Source organism: Vibrio sp. Vb1554, from assembly GCF_033344235.1.
In genome coordinates this window covers 108,275-127,521 of sequence record NZ_JAWPOJ010000004.1, presented here as the reverse complement: position 1 = coordinate 127,521, position 19,247 = coordinate 108,275, and the positions used below count along the sequence as shown (strand labels likewise).

Below are 19,247 nucleotides of genomic sequence, written 5' to 3'. Positions count from 1 at the left end.
ATCATTAAAATCAAGCAAATGAATGGTTTGGTATATATTAGTAAGATCAAAAAAGCCCCGAAGAAAACCTTCAGGGCTAGGCAGGAAGCTGGCAAATAGCCAGGAGTCCCTATGCAGTGGTCGGTTTTACCCTAAACAGAATTGCAAACATCACTGGCACCACTATCAGTGTCAGTACAGTAGCAAAACCAAGACCTGCCATAATCGTTATTGCCATCGAGCCAAAGAAGGCGTCGAAGACCAGTGGAATCATCCCCAAGATAGTTGTTAGCGCAGCCATACTTACCGGACGAACGCGGCTTATCGCACTATCAACAATCGCGAGGTAAGGATCTTTACCTGACTCCAACTCAAGGTTAATTTGGTCAAGCAACACAATACCGTTTTTCAAAATCATGCCACTTAGGCTTAACAAACCAAGGAATGCTGTAAAACTGAACGGCATGTTCGTGGTAAGCAAACCAAAAGCAACGCCAATGATTGCTAACGGAACGGTGAACCAAATTACCAACGGCTTTTTGATTGAGTTAAACAATAAAATAGTAATGATGAACATCAACAAGTAACCCATCGGCAATGAACCGAATAGGCCTTCTTGTGCATCTTTGGATGATTCGTACTCACCACCCCATGTGATTTCGTATCCTTCTGGAACATGCAATGCCATCACTTTAGGCTGTACACGAGCAAATAAGCTTGCTGCCGTGTCGTCACTCAACACATCATGGTCCGCGAGAACGGTTAACGTACGCTTACGGTCACGACGCTGAATTAGCGGCTCACTCCAATCCAGTTGAACGCCATCAATCACTTGATCAACCGGAATATACGTTTGCAACGAAGGACTCCAAATGGTCACGTTTTGTAGTGATTCAAAATCTACGCGTTCTTCTTCAGGAAGACGTGTCATAATTGGCAACGTATGTGTACCATCACGCAAGTAACCTAAGGTGCTACCACCAAACGTCATTTGCAGTGTGCTTGAAAGATCTTCTTTCGAAATACCTAGGCGACGAGCTTTAGACTCATTGAAAGCGGGTACAAGTTCCTTGGTGCGCTCTCGCCAATCGTGACGAATGTTTCGGGCACCAGGGTCGGTATGAAGGATGTCTTCAACTTGCACCGCCAAGTCACGTAAAACTTGTGGATCAGGGCCAGTAATACGCGCTTCGATCTTAGACGCTGGTGATGGACCAAATTCCATCAATTTAAACTGGAACGTAGGCGCATCAAATGTTTTCGCCAGATTCGCATCTAACTTATGCAGCAAACCAAACATTTTCTCACGATCAGTCGCGCGAACTTGGAACTGAGCGTACGCTTCGTAACTTTTTTCTGGTTGATAGGTTAAAGCAAAACGCTGTAGACCCTGCCCAATCGAAGCAGAAACAAAGTCAATATCATCTTGCTGACGAATGTAGCTTTCGACCTCTTCAGCTTTTTTGATCGTTTCACGGATGTCAGTACCCTCTGGCATCCACATATCCACGTAGAACATCGGCGTATTCGATGGTGGGAAGAACTGCTGTTTTACATTACCAAATGCCACGACAGCACCCACTAATAGCGCCACCATGCCAGCAACGGTAAGCCAGCGGAATCGTAATGCAAATTTCAGCGATGCCCCAAATACGACAAACAACCAGCCTTTATAAGGATCATCTTCGCTAGTACCCTGCTCTTTGTTTTCCTCTTTCAACAAAAGATCGGCAAGGAAAGGCGTCAGTGTAATAGCGGTAATCCAGCTTAAAAATAGTGAGAAACACAGCACCCAGAATAAAGAGCCCATGAACTCACCTGTCGCATCTTGCGACAAGCCGATAGGTGCAAAAGCCGTAATTGCAATAACAGTTGCGCCCAGCAAAGGCCATTGTGTTTGCTTTACAATATCGACAGCCGCTTGAACTTTGGTACGCCCTTTCTTTAGGCCAACCAATATGCCTTCCACGACAACAATCGCGTTATCAACCAGCATACCCAAGGCAATAATTAACGCGCCAAGAGAAATACGATGCAGTTCGATGTTGTTGTAATTCATCAAAATGAAGGTACCAAATACCGTCAATAACAACACAACTCCAATGATGACACCACTGCGTAAACCCATAGTAAACAGCAACACAATGATTACGATCGCCACTGCCTCCGCTAGACTAATTACAAACGCTTTAACAGATTCATCCACCTCATTGGCTTGGTTGTAAAAGTAGTTCATATCGATGCCAGCAGGCTTGATAGACTCAAGGCTCGCGAGCTCCGCATCCAAACGTTCACCAACCTCAACCACGTTCACACCCGATGCAAACGAGATACCGATATTAATCGCTTTTTGACCGTTAAAGAGTACGACGTTGCCTGGCTTCTCTTGAATACCGCGAGAAATCGTTGCTACGTCTTTTAGACGAATTAGATTTCCTGTGTCACGGCCATGAATGATCAGATTTTCTAGTGCTTCTACAGTGTTTAAGGTGCCGCTTGGGCGAATAACAAGGCTTTCGCCATTGACCATCACTTCCCCTGCTGAAACCACATTGTTTTGCTGGTTCAACAAGCTCGAAACCACATTCATGTCTAAGTTCAGTGCAGCAAGGCGATCAAGTGAGATCTCAACGAATAGCATTTCTCGCTGATCGCCCGTGATGTCTACCTTACCAACACCATCAACAAGCTCGATTTCACGGGTCAGGTAATCCGCATAACGTTTCAGCTCTACATAGTCGTAATCGTCACCAGTGAGCATTAACATCACGCCATAAACGTCACCGAAATCATCAATGATCTGTAAAGACTGAACACCTTGAGGCAATGATGGTCGTAAATCATTAATTTTACGGCGCATTTCATCCCAAATTTGCGGCAGTTCATCAGGACCATAGTCCATTTCCATGCTCACCGTTATTTGAGACATACCATTAGAAGACGTAGAGGTAATTTTGTCGATATAAGGGAGTTTTCGAATCTCTTTTTCTAGAGGATACGTCAGCTCTTCTTCAACTTCTTTTGACGTCGCGCCAGGGTATGTTGAGATGATCATGGCATCTTTGATCGTAAATGCCGGGTCTTCTAATCGTCCAAGCTCCAAAAATGACGTTAAACCACCAACAGCAAGGATAATAATGAACAACCAGCTGATGACTTTGTTTTTTATTGAATACTCAGCAATGTTCATTATTGGTTATTCTCCACAACATCCACATGTTTACCTTCGCGTAATTTACGCAGATTTGAATTAATCAGAATATCGCCCTGGCTAACACCTGACGACACAATGGCTCCATTGCCATTCACTTGAGAAATCATGACAGGCACCCGTGTGACAATGTCACCTTCTTTTTTCCACACAAAGAACTCATTCCCTTCACTGCCTGCTTGAAGCGCCGTGACAGGCACACTGTAACCATCAATAGAGGTAATGCCCGCCTTCACCATATCGACCAAAGCGCTTACGCTGGTTCCCGGTAATATCTCTGTTTTTGGCTGTGGCATCGTCAAGTACATTTCGTAGGTTTGAGTTTCAGCGTTGGGTTCACTTGTGTGCTCTAAATAGTCCAAAGCAAATCTGCCATCGATGCCGGAAAAGGTTGCTCTAGGCTTGTAGCTCATGCTGTCTGAGTTTGGGTCTACCATCGCTAAAACATTGTCGGAAAGCTCAATACGCACGTAAACCAAATCGTTTTGGTATAGGTTTAACACGGGTTCACCAATTGCCACACGCTCAAAACGTTCTTTGAAAACATCAGATACTTTACCGGCGAACGGGGCGAATAAACGGGTGTAATTCAATTGATTGGTCGCGTTATAGAAAGTAGCCTCAGCTAGCTCTTTATTGGCTGTTAGCTCATCAAGTTCCGCTTTTGAAATCATTTGACGTGCATGCAAGTCTTCACCGCGTTTAAGCTGACGAATTGCAAGTGTGTATTGTGCTTCTGCGTCATTCACGGCTTGCTTCTCTTTGCTATCATCTAGCTTTGCGATCATTTGCCCCTGCTTCACAACGTCACCCGCTTTAACCAATACGTGCTGAACTTCCCCAGCGCGGCGAAATGCCATTGGCGTTTGTTCTGCAGGCACTACTATGCCTTTGAACGCGCGATGTTGACTTTGTACTGGTGCATCCACCGAGATAGTCGACACAAAAAGTGGCTGCTCGACGATAGCTTGGTTTTCATTTTTGCACCCTGTTAAAACTGCAAGTGCAATCGCAGAGATCGTAAGTAGAGAACGTTTCATTAAATGCCTCCCTCACGAACCCAAGCTTTCACCACTTGTCCTTCAACCAGTCTCTCAACACCAGCAATAACAACGTAATCATTGTTATCAAGCCCGGCTTTCACACCACCTGCTGCGTCAAGTGAGACAGTGACTTTATTGACCTGCTGCGTGCTTCTGTCCATTACCCAAACTTCACCTTGCGTCCCATTTTTGTTGACCCAAGCAGACTGAGGTAACGTCATCGCGTCCGATACATGTTGTTTAGCCATGTGTACCTGCCCTGTCATACCTGTCAGCAAATTGCGATCTTCTGGCCGAGTGATGGTCACGATCGCCTCATAACTATTGGTATCGATGTTTGGCTGCGTCGAAATTTCTTTAAATTGCCCAGGGATACGTTTTCCTGGCTCGCTATCCATCGTCACCCACATATCGGAGTTTTGCAGTGACTCAAGTGATACAGATTCCGCATAACTTACTGGCAAGGTGAAAGATACATCCAACGTCGTGTTATCAATGAGATTCAAGATCTCCTGCTTCTCTGCTACTACTTGAAACGGGTTGACATAGGTATATGACACAATGCCATCAAACGGTGCGTGAATTTTGGTATAGCTCAAATCGGTTTTAGCTTGTTCGTAGTTCGCCAATGCCGCTTTATATTGAGTTTCTTTCTGATCGTACTCATCAGTACTAATGAGTTTTTTTCCGTAAAGGTTTTTCGCGCGGTCCCATTGTGTTTTCGCTAACGCGTACTGCGCTTGAGCGGCATCTAACGCAAGCTGAAGATCTTTAGGGTCTAACGTTGCGAGCACTTCACCTTTTTGGACTTTTTGACCCATGCGTACACGTAATTCATCAACCTCTCCACCAACCTGAAAAGAAAGCTGCGCGCGATGTGTTGCATCAATACGCGCTAAAAAGGCGTGCGAGTCTTCAAGTTCTAGGTCTTTCACCGCCAGTAATTTTACAGGTTTGATTAAAGGTTCAGACGGCTCAGAAATGGCTTTATTACACCCAGTTAGCATCCCAGAAAGACTTAATGTCACCACTGCGCCAACTAAAGTGCGCTTTAAATATTGTTTTCGCACCCGCTTTCTCCGTAGGTTTTATATATTACACAGCCGTGCAGTATAAGCAGAATTTGAAATTGATCAACATATTTTCCAGGTGGATAGCAAATTAATTAGTCAAAGCGTTCGGTTTCTGGTAAAAGTAAGCGCGTGATTAATATTCGGGAAAATTCGAACTATGAATGAAAGAAAGCAGGGGCGTAGAAGTGCTGAAGCAGCAGAACAAACTAAGTGTCTGATCCTTAAAGTGGCAGCAGATATGTTTTGTGAACTTGGTTACGAGCGTGTCTCGCTGCGCAATATCAGTGAAAAGGCTGGTGTTTCACATAGTTTGATCCGTCACCACTTCGGCAGCAAAGAGAAAATCTGGCAAGCGGTTAGCGATGCAATGGACGAGTTCATGCAGTGCTATATGGCTGAACTCATCAATGAAATGCCGGAGAACACACCTTCGAATAGAAAAATTTATCTGTTTATGGTTCGCATGCTAGCATTTGCTCTCGTCAATCCTCATCCAGTACAGATGATCGCCGATGCCATTCGACAAGGCGATGACGGTGCTCTGCTGCAGTATTTCTTAAAGTCAAAAGATGAGTTCGCTGCGATATTTACCGGAATTTTCGAGCAGTACAACAGCGAAAACCCTAATGCACAATTTGATCAGTGGGAATCAAAGTGGCAAATGTTGATCTTCGCACATGGTGCTGTCAGTCTCGCGCCAATGATGCAAGAAACATGGCCGGATATTGCAGATAATCGCGAAAAACTGCTGATCAAGCATTGGGAATTGTTTAATACCATTATGGCCTCTCAATTTGGGATCCCAAAAGAAGAGATGATTCATCCGGAAAAGCTTGAAGATATCGTTATTGATATGTGCTGTACTATTGATGAAGCAGTAAACTAAAAGTAAACAAGCGAAAAGAAGACATAAAAAATGCCGAGCTACAAAGCTCGGCATTTTTGTTTCAATTCGTTTTAACCACGGTAGTAGCGTTGTGGTACGAACGGCATTTTTTCAACTGTCATTGGTAGCATTTTACCACGCACTTCAGCGAACACTTCAGTACCAATCGCCGCCAAATCCGCACGAACATAACCCATTGAGACTGGCTTACCTGCATTCGGACCCGCCGTACCGCTGGTTACAACGCCAATTTTAACGCCGTCAGCATCAAACAGTTCAACACCTTCACGCACTGGCGCTTTGGTTTGACCTACTAGACCCACACGCTTACGCGCCACATCTTTAGTCTCAATCTGCTTAAGAATAATGTCTGCGCCAGGGAAACCACCTTCACGTTCACCACCAATACGACGAACTTTTTGGATACCCCATAGCAAGCTCGCTTCAACAGGTGTTGTTGTTGTGTCTAGGTCATGACCGTATAGACAAAGGCCACACTCAAGACGAAGCGAATCACGAGCACCAAGGCCAATCCATTCAACTTCATCTTCAGCAGTCAGTTTACGTGCTAGCTCTTCCGCTTTGTCAGCAGGAACCGAGATTTCGTAACCGTCTTCGCCTGTATAACCACTACGAGAAACAATGCACTCGGCGCCTAAAATATCGACTTTACGAATATCCATGAACAGCATTTCAGAAACTTCTGGTGCAAAACGCGCCAATACAGCCGCCGCTTTAGGGCCTTGGATTGCAAGTAGAGCTCGGTCTTCGATAATTTCTAGCTCAACACCAGATGGTAAATGCGCTTGTAGGTGTGCGATATCTTGCGCTTTACATGCTGCGTTCACAACCACAAACAGATGATCGCCTAGGTTAGCCACCATCAAGTCGTCCATGATGCCGCCCTCTTCATTAGTGAAAAAAGCGTAACGCTGTTTACCAGACTCAAGATCCACAATATCCACTGGAACTAATGTTTCTAGGAACGCAGCTGCACCGTCACCAATTAGGCGAAGCTGTCCCATGTGAGAAACGTCAAACAGACCTGCCGCATCACGAGTATGTAAGTGTTCCTTCTTTACGCCTAGAGGATACTGAACAGGCATATCGTAACCCGCGAACGGGACCATTTTGGCACCAACTTCAACGTGAAGTGCGTGTAGTGGTGTTTTCAGTAGTTCTTGAGTCATTTTCGTCTCCATTTAGATAGACCCGAGAATGCTATCGGCATTCGATGTGTTTCCAATAATAAACATGGCTCATTCTATTTTGCACGAACAAGACGTAGATCGACTTGCAAAAGTGTGACTCTTAACATTTTAATCACAACAAATCGTACAAAAAAAAGCGCTTTAATGAGCAAGTTCTCATCAAAAAAGCGCCTTTTCATCATAACGACCACCAACAGCAATCGTTTGCTTTCACTATAGGAAATTTACAAGTATTTATCACTATTTGGCTGTCACCCACAAAATGAGCGCATCTTCCTCGCTAACACTGGTCAACATATGTCCCATATTTGCATCGTAATAAACGCTGTCTCCCTCGCTTAAAACAACAGGTTCGTAAAACTCAGAATAGAACATGACCTCACCAGATAAGATAAGCAGAAATTCTTCGCCATCATGACGAACCCAGTCTTTATATTCATCAAAACTACGAGCTCGAATTTGGCTCTTAAACGGCATCATTTTCTTATTGGAAAGTTGTGTCGCGAGCAGTTCATGTTCATAAGTTTGTGTTGGGTGTGGTTTACCTTCATTCTTCTTGGTAACATCCCTACGCCCTGTCGCTACCTTTTTTCTAGGTGGCTCAAATAGTTGTGGCATGTCAATTTGTAAGCCAAGTGCCAATTTTTGCATCGCTTGAAACGTCGGGGAGATCTGCTCATTTTCTATTTTGCTCAGTGTAGATCGAGCAAGCCCGGTTCGCTGACTGGCCTCTTCTAATGTGATACCGAGTTTCGAGCGGATATCCTTAATACGCTGGCCCAGTTTTAACGGCTCGATATTTTGGTCATGTTGCTCTTTTGCCAACGTCATCGATGGGTATTCATCGTAAATACTTTCTGCCATAAATCCCTCTATAGATATCCATATTTTTTGTCTTACTCGCATTGTGCATGAAGCACATAGTGGATAGAAGTCCACCAAGTGAATTAAACCGTGCTCTTGTTAACAAATTTTGAAATCTTGTTTCCTATAGGAAATTTTTGGTTGATTGTTCCCGTCACAGGCGCTATGTTACCAACTTGTTAGATGTAGAGATGCATATTTCCGTAAGAGATTGGTAAAGGAAACACGCAATCCAACGGAGTTTTTGCCCAAATTTAGGGCCGGATGTTCACTCTGTTCTGCTACGCAGTTCAGCTGTTTTTGAGGACAAATGAACCACAACCGCAAATCATAACTCATCTATTGCGGGTTCATTTTCAGATTTGGAAGGTCAACTACCATGAATAAGAGTTACCCTAACCACAGCTTGGAAAACTTTTTCTCTACCAACCTCTCTGCGACAGATGATGCTGTCTTTGCTGGAATTCAAGCGGAATCCGCTCGCCAAAACGAACAAATCGAACTTATCGCTTCTGAGAACATTGTTTCTAAAGCGGTAATGCAAGCTCAAGGCACATGCCTAACAAACAAATACGCTGAAGGCTACCCAGGTCGTCGTTACTATGGTGGTTGTGAGCACGTAGATACAGTGGAAGCCATTGCTATCGAACGCGCAAAAAAACTTTTCAATTGTGAATACGCAAACGTTCAACCACACTCAGGCGCACAAGCAAACGGCGCAGTAAAACTAGCACTGCTTCAACCTGGTGACACCATTCTTGGTATGTCTTTAGACGCAGGTGGTCACCTGACGCACGGTGCACGCCCTGCACTTTCTGGTAAATGGTTTAATGCAGTTCAATACGGTGTTGATCGCGAAACACTGGAAATCAACTACGAAGATGTTCGTGAGCTAGCACTTGAGCACCAACCTAAAATGATCATCGCAGGTGGTAGCGCTATTCCACGTACTATCGACTTTGCAAAATTCCGTGAAATCGCAGACGAAGTAAATGCAATTCTTATGGTCGACATGGCACACATCGCCGGTCTTATCGCAACAGGCGCGCACCCTAGCCCACTGCCACACGCACACGTTGTTACGACTACAACACACAAAACATTGCGTGGCCCTCGCGGCGGTATGATTCTTACTAACCACGAAGACATCATTAAGAAAATCAACTCAGCCGTATTCCCTGGCCTACAAGGTGGCCCACTGATGCACGTTATCGCAGCCAAAGCGGTCGCATTTGGTGAAGCGCTTGGCCCTGAATTTAAAACTTATATTGATTCGGTGATCAATAACGCAAAAGTCCTAGCGGAAGTATTGCAAACTCGCGGTTGCGACATCGTAACTGGTGGCACAGACACGCACCTAATGCTGGTTGACCTTCGTCCGAAAGGGTTGAAAGGCAATAAAGCAGAAGAAGCTCTAGAGCGTGCTGGGATCACATGTAACAAAAATGGCATCCCATTCGATACAGAGAAGCCTATGATTACATCGGGCATCCGTTTAGGAACGCCTGCGGGTACAAGCCGCGGCTTTGGCGCTGAAGAATTCAAACTCATCGGTAATTGGATTGGTGACGTACTGGACGGTTTAGTGAACAACCCTGAAGGTGACGCAGAAGTTGAAAAACGCGTTCGCAAAGAAGTAAAAGAACTTTGCAGTCGCTTTCCTCTATACCAGTAAACGATTTTTTTAAAATCATAATAATTCCTGACAAGTTATTCGGAGATTAAGCAATGGACAAAACACTGAAGTTTGCAGATAGCCACGAGTGGGTACGTGACAACGGTGACGGCACAGTAACAATTGGTATTTCTGAGCATGCACAAGAAATGCTAGGTGACGTGGTATTCGTTGACCTACCAGACGTAGAAGACGAAGTTGAAGCAGGTGAAAGCTTCTCTCTCGTTGAATCTGTAAAAGCAGCGTCAGACATCTACGCACCAATCACTGGTGAAATCGTAGAAATCAATGAAGAACTAGAAGACAGCCCAGAGCTAATTAACGAAGAGCCGTACGAAGGTGGCTGGATCGTAAAAGTGAAGATGTCTGATGTATCTGAACTAGATAACCTGAAAGACGCAGACGAATACCTAAACTCTATCGAAGAAGAGTAATTAGGATGTGACGAAAGCTGTTCCCTAGCCTGTTTAGAGAACAGCTTTTTTTCTAGGTTCGGACGTATAATTTAATTTATCAGTAACGCAAATCCGTTACCCGAACCAAGGAGTAGGTAAAGGACAATGACTGAATTACTTCAAAGCCTCAGCACACAAAACGAGTTCGTTGCTCGCCACAATGGACCAAACAAATCTGACCAACAGAAAATGTTGGAAGCGATCAACGCAGTTAGCCTAGATTCGCTTATCGACGAAACCGTACCAGCACAAATTCGCCTAGAGCAACCAATGAGCTTGGCAGAAGCGAAAAGCGAAGCAGACATGCTGGCAGCAATGCGTAAGTTCGCCGATCAGAACCAAGTTAAACGTACATTCATTGGTCAGGGTTACTACAACACCTTCACGCCGAACGTGATTCTACGCAACGTGATGGAAAACCCGGGCTGGTACACTGCTTACACCCCTTACCAACCAGAAATCTCACAAGGTCGTTTAGAAGCACTTCTAAACTACCAACAAATGGTGATGGATCTTACTGGTATGGAAATCGCGAACGCGTCATTGCTCGATGAAGCAACGGCAGCAGCAGAAGCGATGACACTTTGTAAGCGTGCGGGTAAAAGCAAGAGCAACGTATTCTTCGTTGCTGACGACGTTCACCCACAAACCATCGAAGTGGTAAAAACTCGTGCGAAATTCATCGGCTTTGAAGTCTTGGTTGGTTCTTTAGAATCACTACCAGAGCAAGACGTGTTCGGCGCACTAGTTCAATACCCAAGTACAACAGGTGAAGTTCGTGACCTAACGGACATCATCGCTAAAGCGCAAGCAAACAAAACACTAGTGACTGTAGCAACGGACCTTCTTGCTTCTACCCTACTTAAACCTGCTGGTGAAATGGGCGCAGACGTAGCAATCGGTTCAGCACAACGTTTTGGCGTGCCGATGGGTTACGGCGGTCCACACGCTGCCTTCATGGCAACACGTGACAAGCACAAGCGTACTATGCCAGGTCGTGTTATCGGTGTTTCTATCGATACTAACGGCAACCAAGCACTGCGCATGGCAATGCAAACGCGTGAACAGCACATCCGTCGTGAAAAAGCGACATCAAACATCTGTACTGCTCAAGCACTGCTAGCGAACATGGCGTCTTTCTACGCGGTTTACCACGGCGCAGAAGGTCTACGCACGATTGCTCGTCGTACGCACCACATGACAGCCATCCTAGCCGCTGGCCTAACTAAAGGCGGCTTCGAGCTTGCTCACAACAGCTTCTTCGACACCATCACTATCAACACAGGTGCACAAACTGAAGACCTATACGCGAAAGCACTAGCCGCAGACATCAACCTACGTAAGTTGGGTACTCAGCTAGGTGTGAGCTTCGACGAAACCACAACCGTGGCAGATGTAGAAGCCCTATTCGCAGTATTCGGTGTGAAAGAAGAAGTCGCAGCACTATCAACTGAAATCGCAGGCAACGAGTTTGCAGCCATTCCAGAAGCATTGCGCCGCACAACAGAATATCTAACACACCCTGTGTTTAACACGCACCACAGCGAAACACAGATGATGCGTTACCTAAAACAGCTAGAGAACAAAGACTTCTCACTCACGCACGGCATGATCCCACTGGGCAGCTGTACGATGAAGCTGAACGCAGCAGCAGAGATGATCCCAGTTACTTGGCCTGAGTTTGGTTCGATCCACCCGTTCGCACCAGCAGAACAAGCAGCTGGTTACGCAGCACTCGCAAAAGACCTTAAAGAAAAGCTATGTGAAATCACTGGCTATGACGCATTCTCACTACAACCAAACTCTGGTGCATCGGGTGAGTACGCAGGCCTTATCGCGATTCAACGCTACCACGAAAGCCGTGGCGAAGGTCACCGCAACGTATGTTTGATCCCAAGCTCTGCGCACGGTACTAACCCTGCGACAGCATCTATGGTGTCAATGAAAGTGGTTGTGGTTAAGTGTGATGAAGAAGGCAACATCGACATCGACGACCTAGCAGCGAAAATCGAGAAACACAAAGACAACCTATCAAGCATTATGATCACTTACCCTTCTACGCACGGCGTTTACGAAGAGAAAGTGAAAGAAGTGTGTGAAATGGTTCATGCCGCTGGTGGTCAGGTTTACCTAGACGGCGCTAACATGAACGCGCAGGTTGGTCTAACATCACCAGGCTTCATCGGTTCAGACGTTTCTCACCTAAACCTACACAAAACCTTCTGCATCCCGCACGGTGGTGGCGGTCCGGGTATGGGTCCTATCGGTGTGAAATCTCACCTAGCTCCTTTCTTACCAGGGCATATTGAAGACGGTGTAGAAGGCGCAGATTTCGCAGTATCAGCAGCAGATATGGGTAGCGCTTCTATCCTGCCTATCTCTTGGGCTTACATCGCAATGATGGGCGAAGCTGGCCTAACAGATGCTACAAAAGTAGCAATTCTGAACGCAAACTACGTGATGGAAACACTTCGCCAACACTACCCTGTTCTTTACCGTGGCAAAAATGGCCGCGTAGCGCACGAATGTATTATCGACATTCGTCCGCTGAAAGAAGAAACAGGTATCAGCGAAGAAGACATCGCGAAGCGTCTAATGGACTACGGTTTCCACGCACCAACTATGTCGTTCCCTGTAGCGGGCACGCTAATGGTTGAGCCAACGGAATCGGAAGATCTAGAAGAGCTAGACCGCTTCTGTGATGCGATGATCGCTATCCGCGAAGAAATGGAGAAAGTGAAAAACGGTGAATGGCCACTGGATAACAACCCACTTGTTAACGCGCCACACACACAAGTTGATCTTTCAGCTGAAGATTGGGACCGCCCTTACTCTCGCGAGATTGGCTGCTTCCCGTCTAAAGCGACCAAATCTTGGAAGTACTGGCCAACGGTAAATCGCGTAGATAACGTATACGGTGACCGTAACCTAATCTGTTCATGCCCAAGCATCGATAACTACGAAGATTAATTTTTGTAGAATCTAAATAAACAAAGGCGAACCGATTGGTTCGCCTTTGTTTTTGGTGTGCCGCCGTAACATTTGTTGATACATCGAGAAGGAATGATGGCTAGTTATTGTTTGCACAAAAGTGATTTAGAAATACAGTGACTTCTGAGAACCTTTGAATTAGCACTAATATCTCAGAGCCTTAAAAGCTTGTTGGAAACTCCTCATGAACACTATGTTATGCAGGTGCTGTGTAGTTTCTCAGTTCAGTTGCAGTAAGTCCCACTTATTACCATAGAGATCTTGGAACACCACCACTGTCCCGTATTCTTCCACACGAGGCTCTTCATTAAATACAACACCATTTTTCTTCATCAACTCGTAGTCACGCCAAAAATCATTAGTTTGCAGAAACAGGAAAACACGACCACCTGTTTGATTTCCTACTGCATGCGTTTGCTCCGGTGTACTCGCTTGAGCTAAAAGTAGGTTTGTACCATTGGAGTTTGGAGGAGAAACTTGAACCCAGCGTTTACCACCACCTAGGTTGGTATCTTCAACCAGAGTGAATTGAAGTTTTTGAGTATAGAATTCGATAGCATCGTCGTAATTTTCAACGACTAGAGCAATGTTTCCGATTTGCTGCTGAACAGTTTTGGCCATGATGATTTCCGCTGTGTCAAAACGCTAATTGTACTCTATTTTGAGACTTTTCTAGAAAGCACATAACGCCTTGCAAATGTGTAAGGCACACAATACGAATGCTTACGCACGGCGCCTTTGTCACTAGAACCGACAAACAATATAGCTGCCACCAGTGTCGAATCTTGATTGAGCAACTTATTAAAGCCTTAGCTATAACTCAAGAGCAAATCTCTAACCTAATAAAGAAGGCTGCTCGTATACCACGGTATTATAGTTCTTCTAGTTTTCCCTTAGCTAAATCTTCTTGTTGCTTAAGGAACATGAAGAAGTTTGCCTCACTGATAAACGGGTTACCGCTTGTGCCGAGCTTCTTCCTATTTTCAAAAAGGAAATTTTTATGTGGATGGTTCGAAAGGTTAACGTTCACAATAGGTGCCTGTAGTGAAATTTTTCTAATTTTCTCCATGCTAGTCAGGAACTGGCCAATAACTTCTGGATCATTGCTACTTACGCTATGCCCACCAACGATAAAAGCACGATATTGTTCGCCATTATCTTCAACAGTGAAGTCTAAGGAATAATCACCTTCCGTGTGGCCAGGTGTGAGATAGAACTTAAACTCATGTCCACCAATAGCCATAGAGCTATCGCTTTTTATCTCTATGTCTAAGTTTGGAGGAAGGAACTTGTTCTCACCTTCGCTTTTGTTTGATTGCTGTATAGATAGTTCATGAGCGCTTTTGGTCATCACGACTTTGGAACCATACTTCTCTTGAAGTAACTGGGCGCCTCCAACGTGGTCAGAATGCCCATGAGTTACCAATATGTGCGTTATTGGCTTATCTTTTAGCCCTAGCTTCTCTAGGTTGATAGGTATCCACTCAGAGTAAGGGAAGTCAAGCGTATCAATGATAACGAGTCCGTCGTCTGTAGCAATGGCATATGATGAGACCCACTTGTCTCCTACATAATAGACATTATCAAACATCTGAAATGGTTCTACATAACCGTTCTTATCATTCATTGCTGGAACATATTGACTTAAGGAAGCAAAAGACGAAGCACTGAAAAGTAAACCTACAATAATTTTTTTCACGAAATCGCACACAAATATATCCTTAATAATTTCTTATAGAACTTCGCGGATGAGAAAGCTCTAAACGATTTTCAGAGGCAAATACAACTGCAAATACTTTCTACTTAGCTTGAGTTTTAGCTGACCGAATCACTTGTAAACTCGAATCCCATTAACTGCCTATGTATTCATGATTCTTTTAGAGGTTAAATAAATGAACTCAATTGAAGCAGAGTCATGAAGCTTCAATTGAGGTTACCGGCACAGCACAATGTGATAAACCTCTTTCAAGCAAACATTTGAATGCGATTTTTCCAATTTAAGACATGTTCAATAAATGCATCAACTCTTGCAGGCCTTTTATCGCGGTCTCGATACATAATGAATACTTCTTTACCCGAGCATTGCCATTCTGGCAACAAAGGCAGCAGGTTATGTTGATCATGATTTAGCTCATGAAAGTAATAGGTTGGAATCCACGCAATTCCTAAACCATGGATGACGGCGTCTCTAACTAGCAGTACATCATTTGAAGTGAATTGAAACTTTAGCGGATGATCAAATGTTTCATTGGTGATTTGATTAACTAATTTCCATTGGCAGTCGTTGTTTACCGTAATTAGGCGATGATGAACAAGTTGTTCTGGATGGGTAATCGGTTGGTGTTGTTCTAAATAGCTTCGTGATGCACAAAGCGCAAATGGAATCGACCATAATTTCTGAGCAATCCAGTCTTGTTCAATAAGATCACCAAGACGAAAACTAACATCGACACGGTTAGATACAAGATTGATTTTTTCATTCTGTACATCTAAATCGATACATATCTTCGGATGTTGCTCTGCAAATTCATAAACGCACCGCTTTAACCACATCTGTGTCATGTTAATTGGCGCTGATATTTTGATCGTTCCGCTTAAAGACTGACGCTCAGTCGCAATTCTCGATGTCACATTACTTAAGCTAAGAAGTAACGGCTCACAGAGTTGATAATATTTTTCGCCATCAGTTGTTAACGCAAAGTGGTGTGCACTGCGGTTAAATAGTCTGCAATTTAAGTTTGTTTCCAGCCTTTTTAACTTCCGGCTTAGCGTGGCTAACGGGACATTAAGACGCTCAGATGCTTGTGTTAGGCTTTGATAGCGAGCAACAGAAACGAATAACAAAAGGTCATCCAAAGAGTGACGTTCCATATTTGGGATTAACCCTCTTAAATTTGGCTATTAAAAATCAAATATGAAATATATAGCATTATCGCGTCAAGTTAATTTTTATCAGGAAGATCTATGTCTAAGCATTTATCAATTTGGTGCGGTGTTGTTGTCGCTATCTTTTTTTGGTCTAGTAACTTTAACGTAATAAAGGCTATTAATAGCGATGTCTCTCCTTTGGATTCAGCGACGTTACGATTTTCCGTTGCAGCTTTAATACTCTTACTGATAAGAGGTACTAAACGCTCTCCATATGGAGCCAAACTCACACGAAAAAGTATGTTGTCGTTGTTTGTTATAGCAACCGTGGGTGTAACTATCCAAAACTTCTCTATTTTCTCTGCAATGAGATTTACTACCCCAGTTAACGCAGCGGTTGTTCAGGCAAACCTACCACTTGTCACTATCTTGTTGTCGGGCTTTATTCTCAAGACTTCCATTTCGGTTAAAACTATTTTAGGTGCACTAATCAGTTTTTGTGGAGTGGTAATCGTCATTACAGGGGGAAATATTCATTCTATTAGCAGCAATAGTAATATTGGTGATCTATACATGTTATTTGCTTTAATTAGTGGGTGTTTATACACAATTCTAGCGAAGCGTTTAACATCTCATATCCCAGTAACTCAGCAGTTACGTTGGGTGTTAAGTATTGGTGCCATTCAAATGGTCGCTATAGCGATGTACCACGGCGACTTTAGCCGTAGCTTAAATGCCATAACATTTAAAGACCTAGCATTAATAGCTTACATGAGCCTGTTTGGAACTTTGATTGCTTATTACTTTTGGATGAAAGGCGCTATCGTTCTTGGTCCAGATAAGATGTCTCCATTATTTAATATTATGCCGGTATTCACTCTACTGATTTCGTTCATTTCTGGTGAGCAGGCTCAATGGGAAAATGTTTTAGGCGTCTTTATCGTTGCGGCTGGTGTGTATATAGGTAACTCAGCACCTTTTGCTCGTTTACGGAAGGTGGTGGAGTAAAAATAGACGCCAACCTTAAGTCCATTATTTAGAGCAATACTTTGTTAATTGGCATAAGTTTTCTTGGTTTCCAATAGGTACACTTTTCGCTTTCGTCGTTCACTCTTTTATCTAACTTTATTGAGTACATGTCGAAAATCTTCAATCTTTTGCTAAGAGCGTTTTTTACTATGTAAAAAACAGAGGAGAATGACCATGAAGAAACGACTCAACTATATTGAAGTAGCGCCAAAAGCAATAGAAATCCTATACGCTCAGGAAGCTTACTTCCATGAACAATTTAGCCAATCAGAAACCATGAACATGATCATATGGGAACTGGTTAAGTTACGCATATCGCAAATCAATCAATGTGCATTTTGTATCGACATGCATAGTAAAGATGCGCTTCAGTTAGGTGAAAAGCCGGAACGCATATGGGGGCTTAGTGCATGGAAAGATATGCCATTCTACAGCGATGCAGAACACGTTGCACTAGGCTGGGCTGAACTACTAACTGCTGGCCTACCAGTAGATGATGATACCTATCAGCTGACCTTGAATACCTTTGGAGAAGAAGCTATGGTCAACCTAACAATTGCGATCAACGCGATCAATAGTTGGAACCGAATAGTTAAGGCATTTAAGCCAAAGGTTGGAGTCTATAAACCTCGATAATTCTATTTGACGGTTCTTACTTGTAAGCCACTGCTTATACCTCAACTTAATAGGATGAAAATTACATGTGTATCACTTTCTCATTTAAGTTGAGGTTAAATAGGATGATTCATTTGAACTTAGAATTTGATATTTTAAAACCTCAAAAGGCTTTAGCTGGCTATGTTCAAGCCATTTGGTCAGCATCCGTCAAACCTGATACGACGCAAACCGTACGTAAACAATTACTCAGTGATGCTGGTACAGGTGTGGTATTCATTTTACAGAATGAAGTACAAATAGATGGTGAGTGGCAGACGCCGGGGGTTGTCCTACTGCCTATAAGCATTCTGGCACATCAGGTCTGCCTACCGCCAGGCGCGGTGATGACTGGCGTACGCTTTCATCCTGCTGTTGGTTATCAACTATTTGGTAAACGTCTAGAACAGCTATTGCGGATTCAAGACGACCACCCTTTGGCTTCTTCTGCACTAGCAACATTTGAGTCTCTGCAAACAGCTCGTTCGCCATATGCAAGGATTTCTACGTTATATCGCTGGGTTCAAACACTGATTGAGGAATGTGAACCGCAGTATGTCGGCCACATTATTGACCAACCTACAGGGACCATCAGTCAGCGCCAGAGAGAGCGCAATTTTCAGAAATGGTTGGGGATTACTCCTAAACATTACCAACGCATTAAACGAGTTAAGCACACTTTAGAGCAACTCCGAGCGCAACCCGATCTTACTTTATCGGAGTTGGCGCTAGAGCAAGGTTTTTCCGATCAAGCACACATGACTAGAGAGTGTAAGCAGATTGCGCGCATGACACCGAAGCAGTATGTCCGAAAGAGAAACCTCTAAACCTTATTAGCTTTCTACATCAAACCCAATTGATTCAGAATCGACCATATACTTGTTACAATGTTCGATCATATATCACCTACTTTTTCGATCGCTCATTCCAGCTTGATGTGAGTTGGTTAGCTCGCTTTTGATGCCGCGTGCCGCTCTACCATAAACGCGATCGCTTCTTCATTTAAGCAAGATTTGCTGATGTATTGGCGTTGTTTACCAAGGTGAAGGATAAAGCCCAAGTCAGTTTGTTCGAATTGGTCGATATCATTGATAGCTAGGTAGAGTTGGTAATCATGCTGTTCAACACGGCCACAGTATTCAGTGCCTCGGTCAGTCAAATTCTCGGTATTAGCATAGGTCGAGCTCCAACGTTGAAGTATTCTCTCTGGGTGCTTTTCTAAGGTTGTTAGGACTTTTCTTACTGGCTCTAGTCAACTAAAGCTTGTACTTGCCTATCTGTCATCGGACTCTCAGCATCCTTTAACAC

At 44.0% G+C, this 19,247-nt stretch carries 15 protein-coding genes and 1 pseudogene; 7 read left to right on the top strand and 9 right to left on the bottom strand.

The genetic code is table 11. The annotated features are described in order from the left end of the window. Positions 1 to 109: 109 nt before the first annotated feature. The 3 genes from R8N28_RS05435 to R8N28_RS05425 are packed head-to-tail and all read right to left on the bottom strand — an operon-like array spanning position 110 to position 5,303. Positions 110 to 3,169 carry an efflux RND transporter permease subunit gene (locus R8N28_RS05435; RefSeq protein WP_065275268.1) on the bottom strand — a complete coding sequence of 1,020 codons (3,060 nt, stop codon included), beginning with the start codon at positions 3,167 to 3,169 and terminating at the stop codon, positions 110 to 112. After that, entirely contained in the window at positions 3,169 to 4,230 is a 1,062-nt protein-coding gene (locus R8N28_RS05430) for an efflux RND transporter periplasmic adaptor subunit (protein ID WP_318183328.1), read from the bottom strand. Before R8N28_RS05430 ends, R8N28_RS05435 begins: the two co-directional genes overlap by 1 nt. Beyond that, on the bottom strand, positions 4,230 to 5,303 hold the full coding sequence (locus tag R8N28_RS05425; RefSeq protein ID WP_065275267.1) for an efflux RND transporter periplasmic adaptor subunit: 1,074 nt from the start codon (positions 5,301 to 5,303) through the stop codon (positions 4,230 to 4,232). The genes R8N28_RS05430 and R8N28_RS05425 overlap by 1 nt, the downstream gene beginning before the upstream one ends. Before the next feature lie 160 nt (positions 5,304 to 5,463). Here R8N28_RS05425 and vdeR point away from each other — a divergent pair, with 160 nt between their 5' ends. Next, a complete protein-coding gene (gene vdeR / locus R8N28_RS05420; RefSeq protein WP_005376423.1) occupies positions 5,464 to 6,192 on the top strand; it encodes an efflux transporter transcriptional repressor VdeR in 729 nt (242 codons plus the stop codon). 71 nt (positions 6,193 to 6,263) lie between these two features. Here the strand turns inward: vdeR and gcvT are convergent, their stop codons facing one another. Continuing rightward, on the bottom strand, positions 6,264 to 7,382 hold the full coding sequence (gcvT, locus tag R8N28_RS05415; protein WP_017820967.1) for a glycine cleavage system aminomethyltransferase GcvT: 1,119 nt from the start codon (positions 7,380 to 7,382) through the stop codon (positions 6,264 to 6,266). 261 nt (positions 7,383 to 7,643) lie between these two features. Then, positions 7,644 to 8,267: a helix-turn-helix domain-containing protein gene (locus tag R8N28_RS05410; protein WP_005376429.1), complete on the bottom strand. Its 624-nt coding sequence runs from the start codon at positions 8,265 to 8,267 to the stop codon at positions 7,644 to 7,646. A gap of 379 nt (positions 8,268 to 8,646) precedes the next feature. On the opposite strand from R8N28_RS05410, the gene R8N28_RS05405 reads away from it, so the two are divergent. The 3 genes from R8N28_RS05405 to gcvP all read left to right on the top strand — a co-directional run bounded on the left by R8N28_RS05405 (position 8,647) and on the right by gcvP (position 13,367). Continuing rightward, positions 8,647 to 9,942, top strand: a complete 1,296-nt coding sequence (locus R8N28_RS05405; protein ID WP_005376430.1) for a serine hydroxymethyltransferase — start codon at positions 8,647 to 8,649, stop codon at positions 9,940 to 9,942. A gap of 53 nt (positions 9,943 to 9,995) precedes the next feature. Beyond that, complete coding sequence (gene gcvH / locus R8N28_RS05400) at positions 9,996 to 10,376, top strand: glycine cleavage system protein GcvH (RefSeq protein WP_005376432.1); 381 nt, start codon at positions 9,996 to 9,998, stop codon at positions 10,374 to 10,376. A 126-nt stretch (positions 10,377 to 10,502) separates the two neighbouring features. Further along, positions 10,503 to 13,367, top strand: coding sequence for an aminomethyl-transferring glycine dehydrogenase (gcvP, locus tag R8N28_RS05395; protein WP_017820968.1), 2,865 nt, complete (start codon positions 10,503 to 10,505; stop codon positions 13,365 to 13,367). A 240-nt stretch (positions 13,368 to 13,607) separates the two neighbouring features. On the opposite strand, the gene R8N28_RS05390 is transcribed toward gcvP, so the two are convergent. From R8N28_RS05390 to R8N28_RS05380, 3 genes are all read right to left on the bottom strand, one after another. Then, a complete protein-coding gene (locus R8N28_RS05390; protein ID WP_005388788.1) occupies positions 13,608 to 14,009 on the bottom strand; it encodes a VOC family protein in 402 nt (133 codons plus the stop codon). Between the two features lie 250 nt (positions 14,010 to 14,259). After that, on the bottom strand, positions 14,260 to 15,087 hold the full coding sequence (locus tag R8N28_RS05385; RefSeq protein WP_225452537.1) for an MBL fold metallo-hydrolase: 828 nt from the start codon (positions 15,085 to 15,087) through the stop codon (positions 14,260 to 14,262). Between the two features lie 266 nt (positions 15,088 to 15,353). Beyond that, positions 15,354 to 16,244 (bottom strand): LysR family transcriptional regulator, encoded by an 891-nt coding sequence (locus tag R8N28_RS05380; RefSeq protein WP_237289134.1) that lies wholly within the window; start codon positions 16,242 to 16,244, stop codon positions 15,354 to 15,356. A gap of 108 nt (positions 16,245 to 16,352) precedes the next feature. Here R8N28_RS05380 and R8N28_RS05375 point away from each other — a divergent pair, with 108 nt between their 5' ends. From R8N28_RS05375 to R8N28_RS05365, 3 genes are all read left to right on the top strand, one after another. Beyond that, positions 16,353 to 17,264 (top strand): DMT family transporter, encoded by a 912-nt coding sequence (locus R8N28_RS05375; RefSeq protein ID WP_005388780.1) that lies wholly within the window; start codon positions 16,353 to 16,355, stop codon positions 17,262 to 17,264. A 195-nt stretch (positions 17,265 to 17,459) separates the two neighbouring features. Continuing rightward, positions 17,460 to 17,921, top strand: a complete 462-nt coding sequence (locus R8N28_RS05370; RefSeq protein ID WP_042520770.1) for a carboxymuconolactone decarboxylase family protein — start codon at positions 17,460 to 17,462, stop codon at positions 17,919 to 17,921. A 104-nt stretch (positions 17,922 to 18,025) separates the two neighbouring features. Continuing rightward, the gene (locus R8N28_RS05365; protein WP_206957499.1) at positions 18,026 to 18,766 is read left to right on the top strand and encodes a helix-turn-helix domain-containing protein; all 741 of its coding nucleotides are present in this window, start codon (positions 18,026 to 18,028) and stop codon (positions 18,764 to 18,766) included. A gap of 119 nt (positions 18,767 to 18,885) precedes the next feature. On the opposite strand, the pseudogene R8N28_RS05360 reads toward R8N28_RS05365, so the two are convergent. Next, positions 18,886 to 19,038 (bottom strand): annotated as a pseudogene (locus tag R8N28_RS05360) (YcxB family protein); the annotation flags it as partial. Positions 19,039 to 19,247 lie beyond the last annotated feature (209 nt).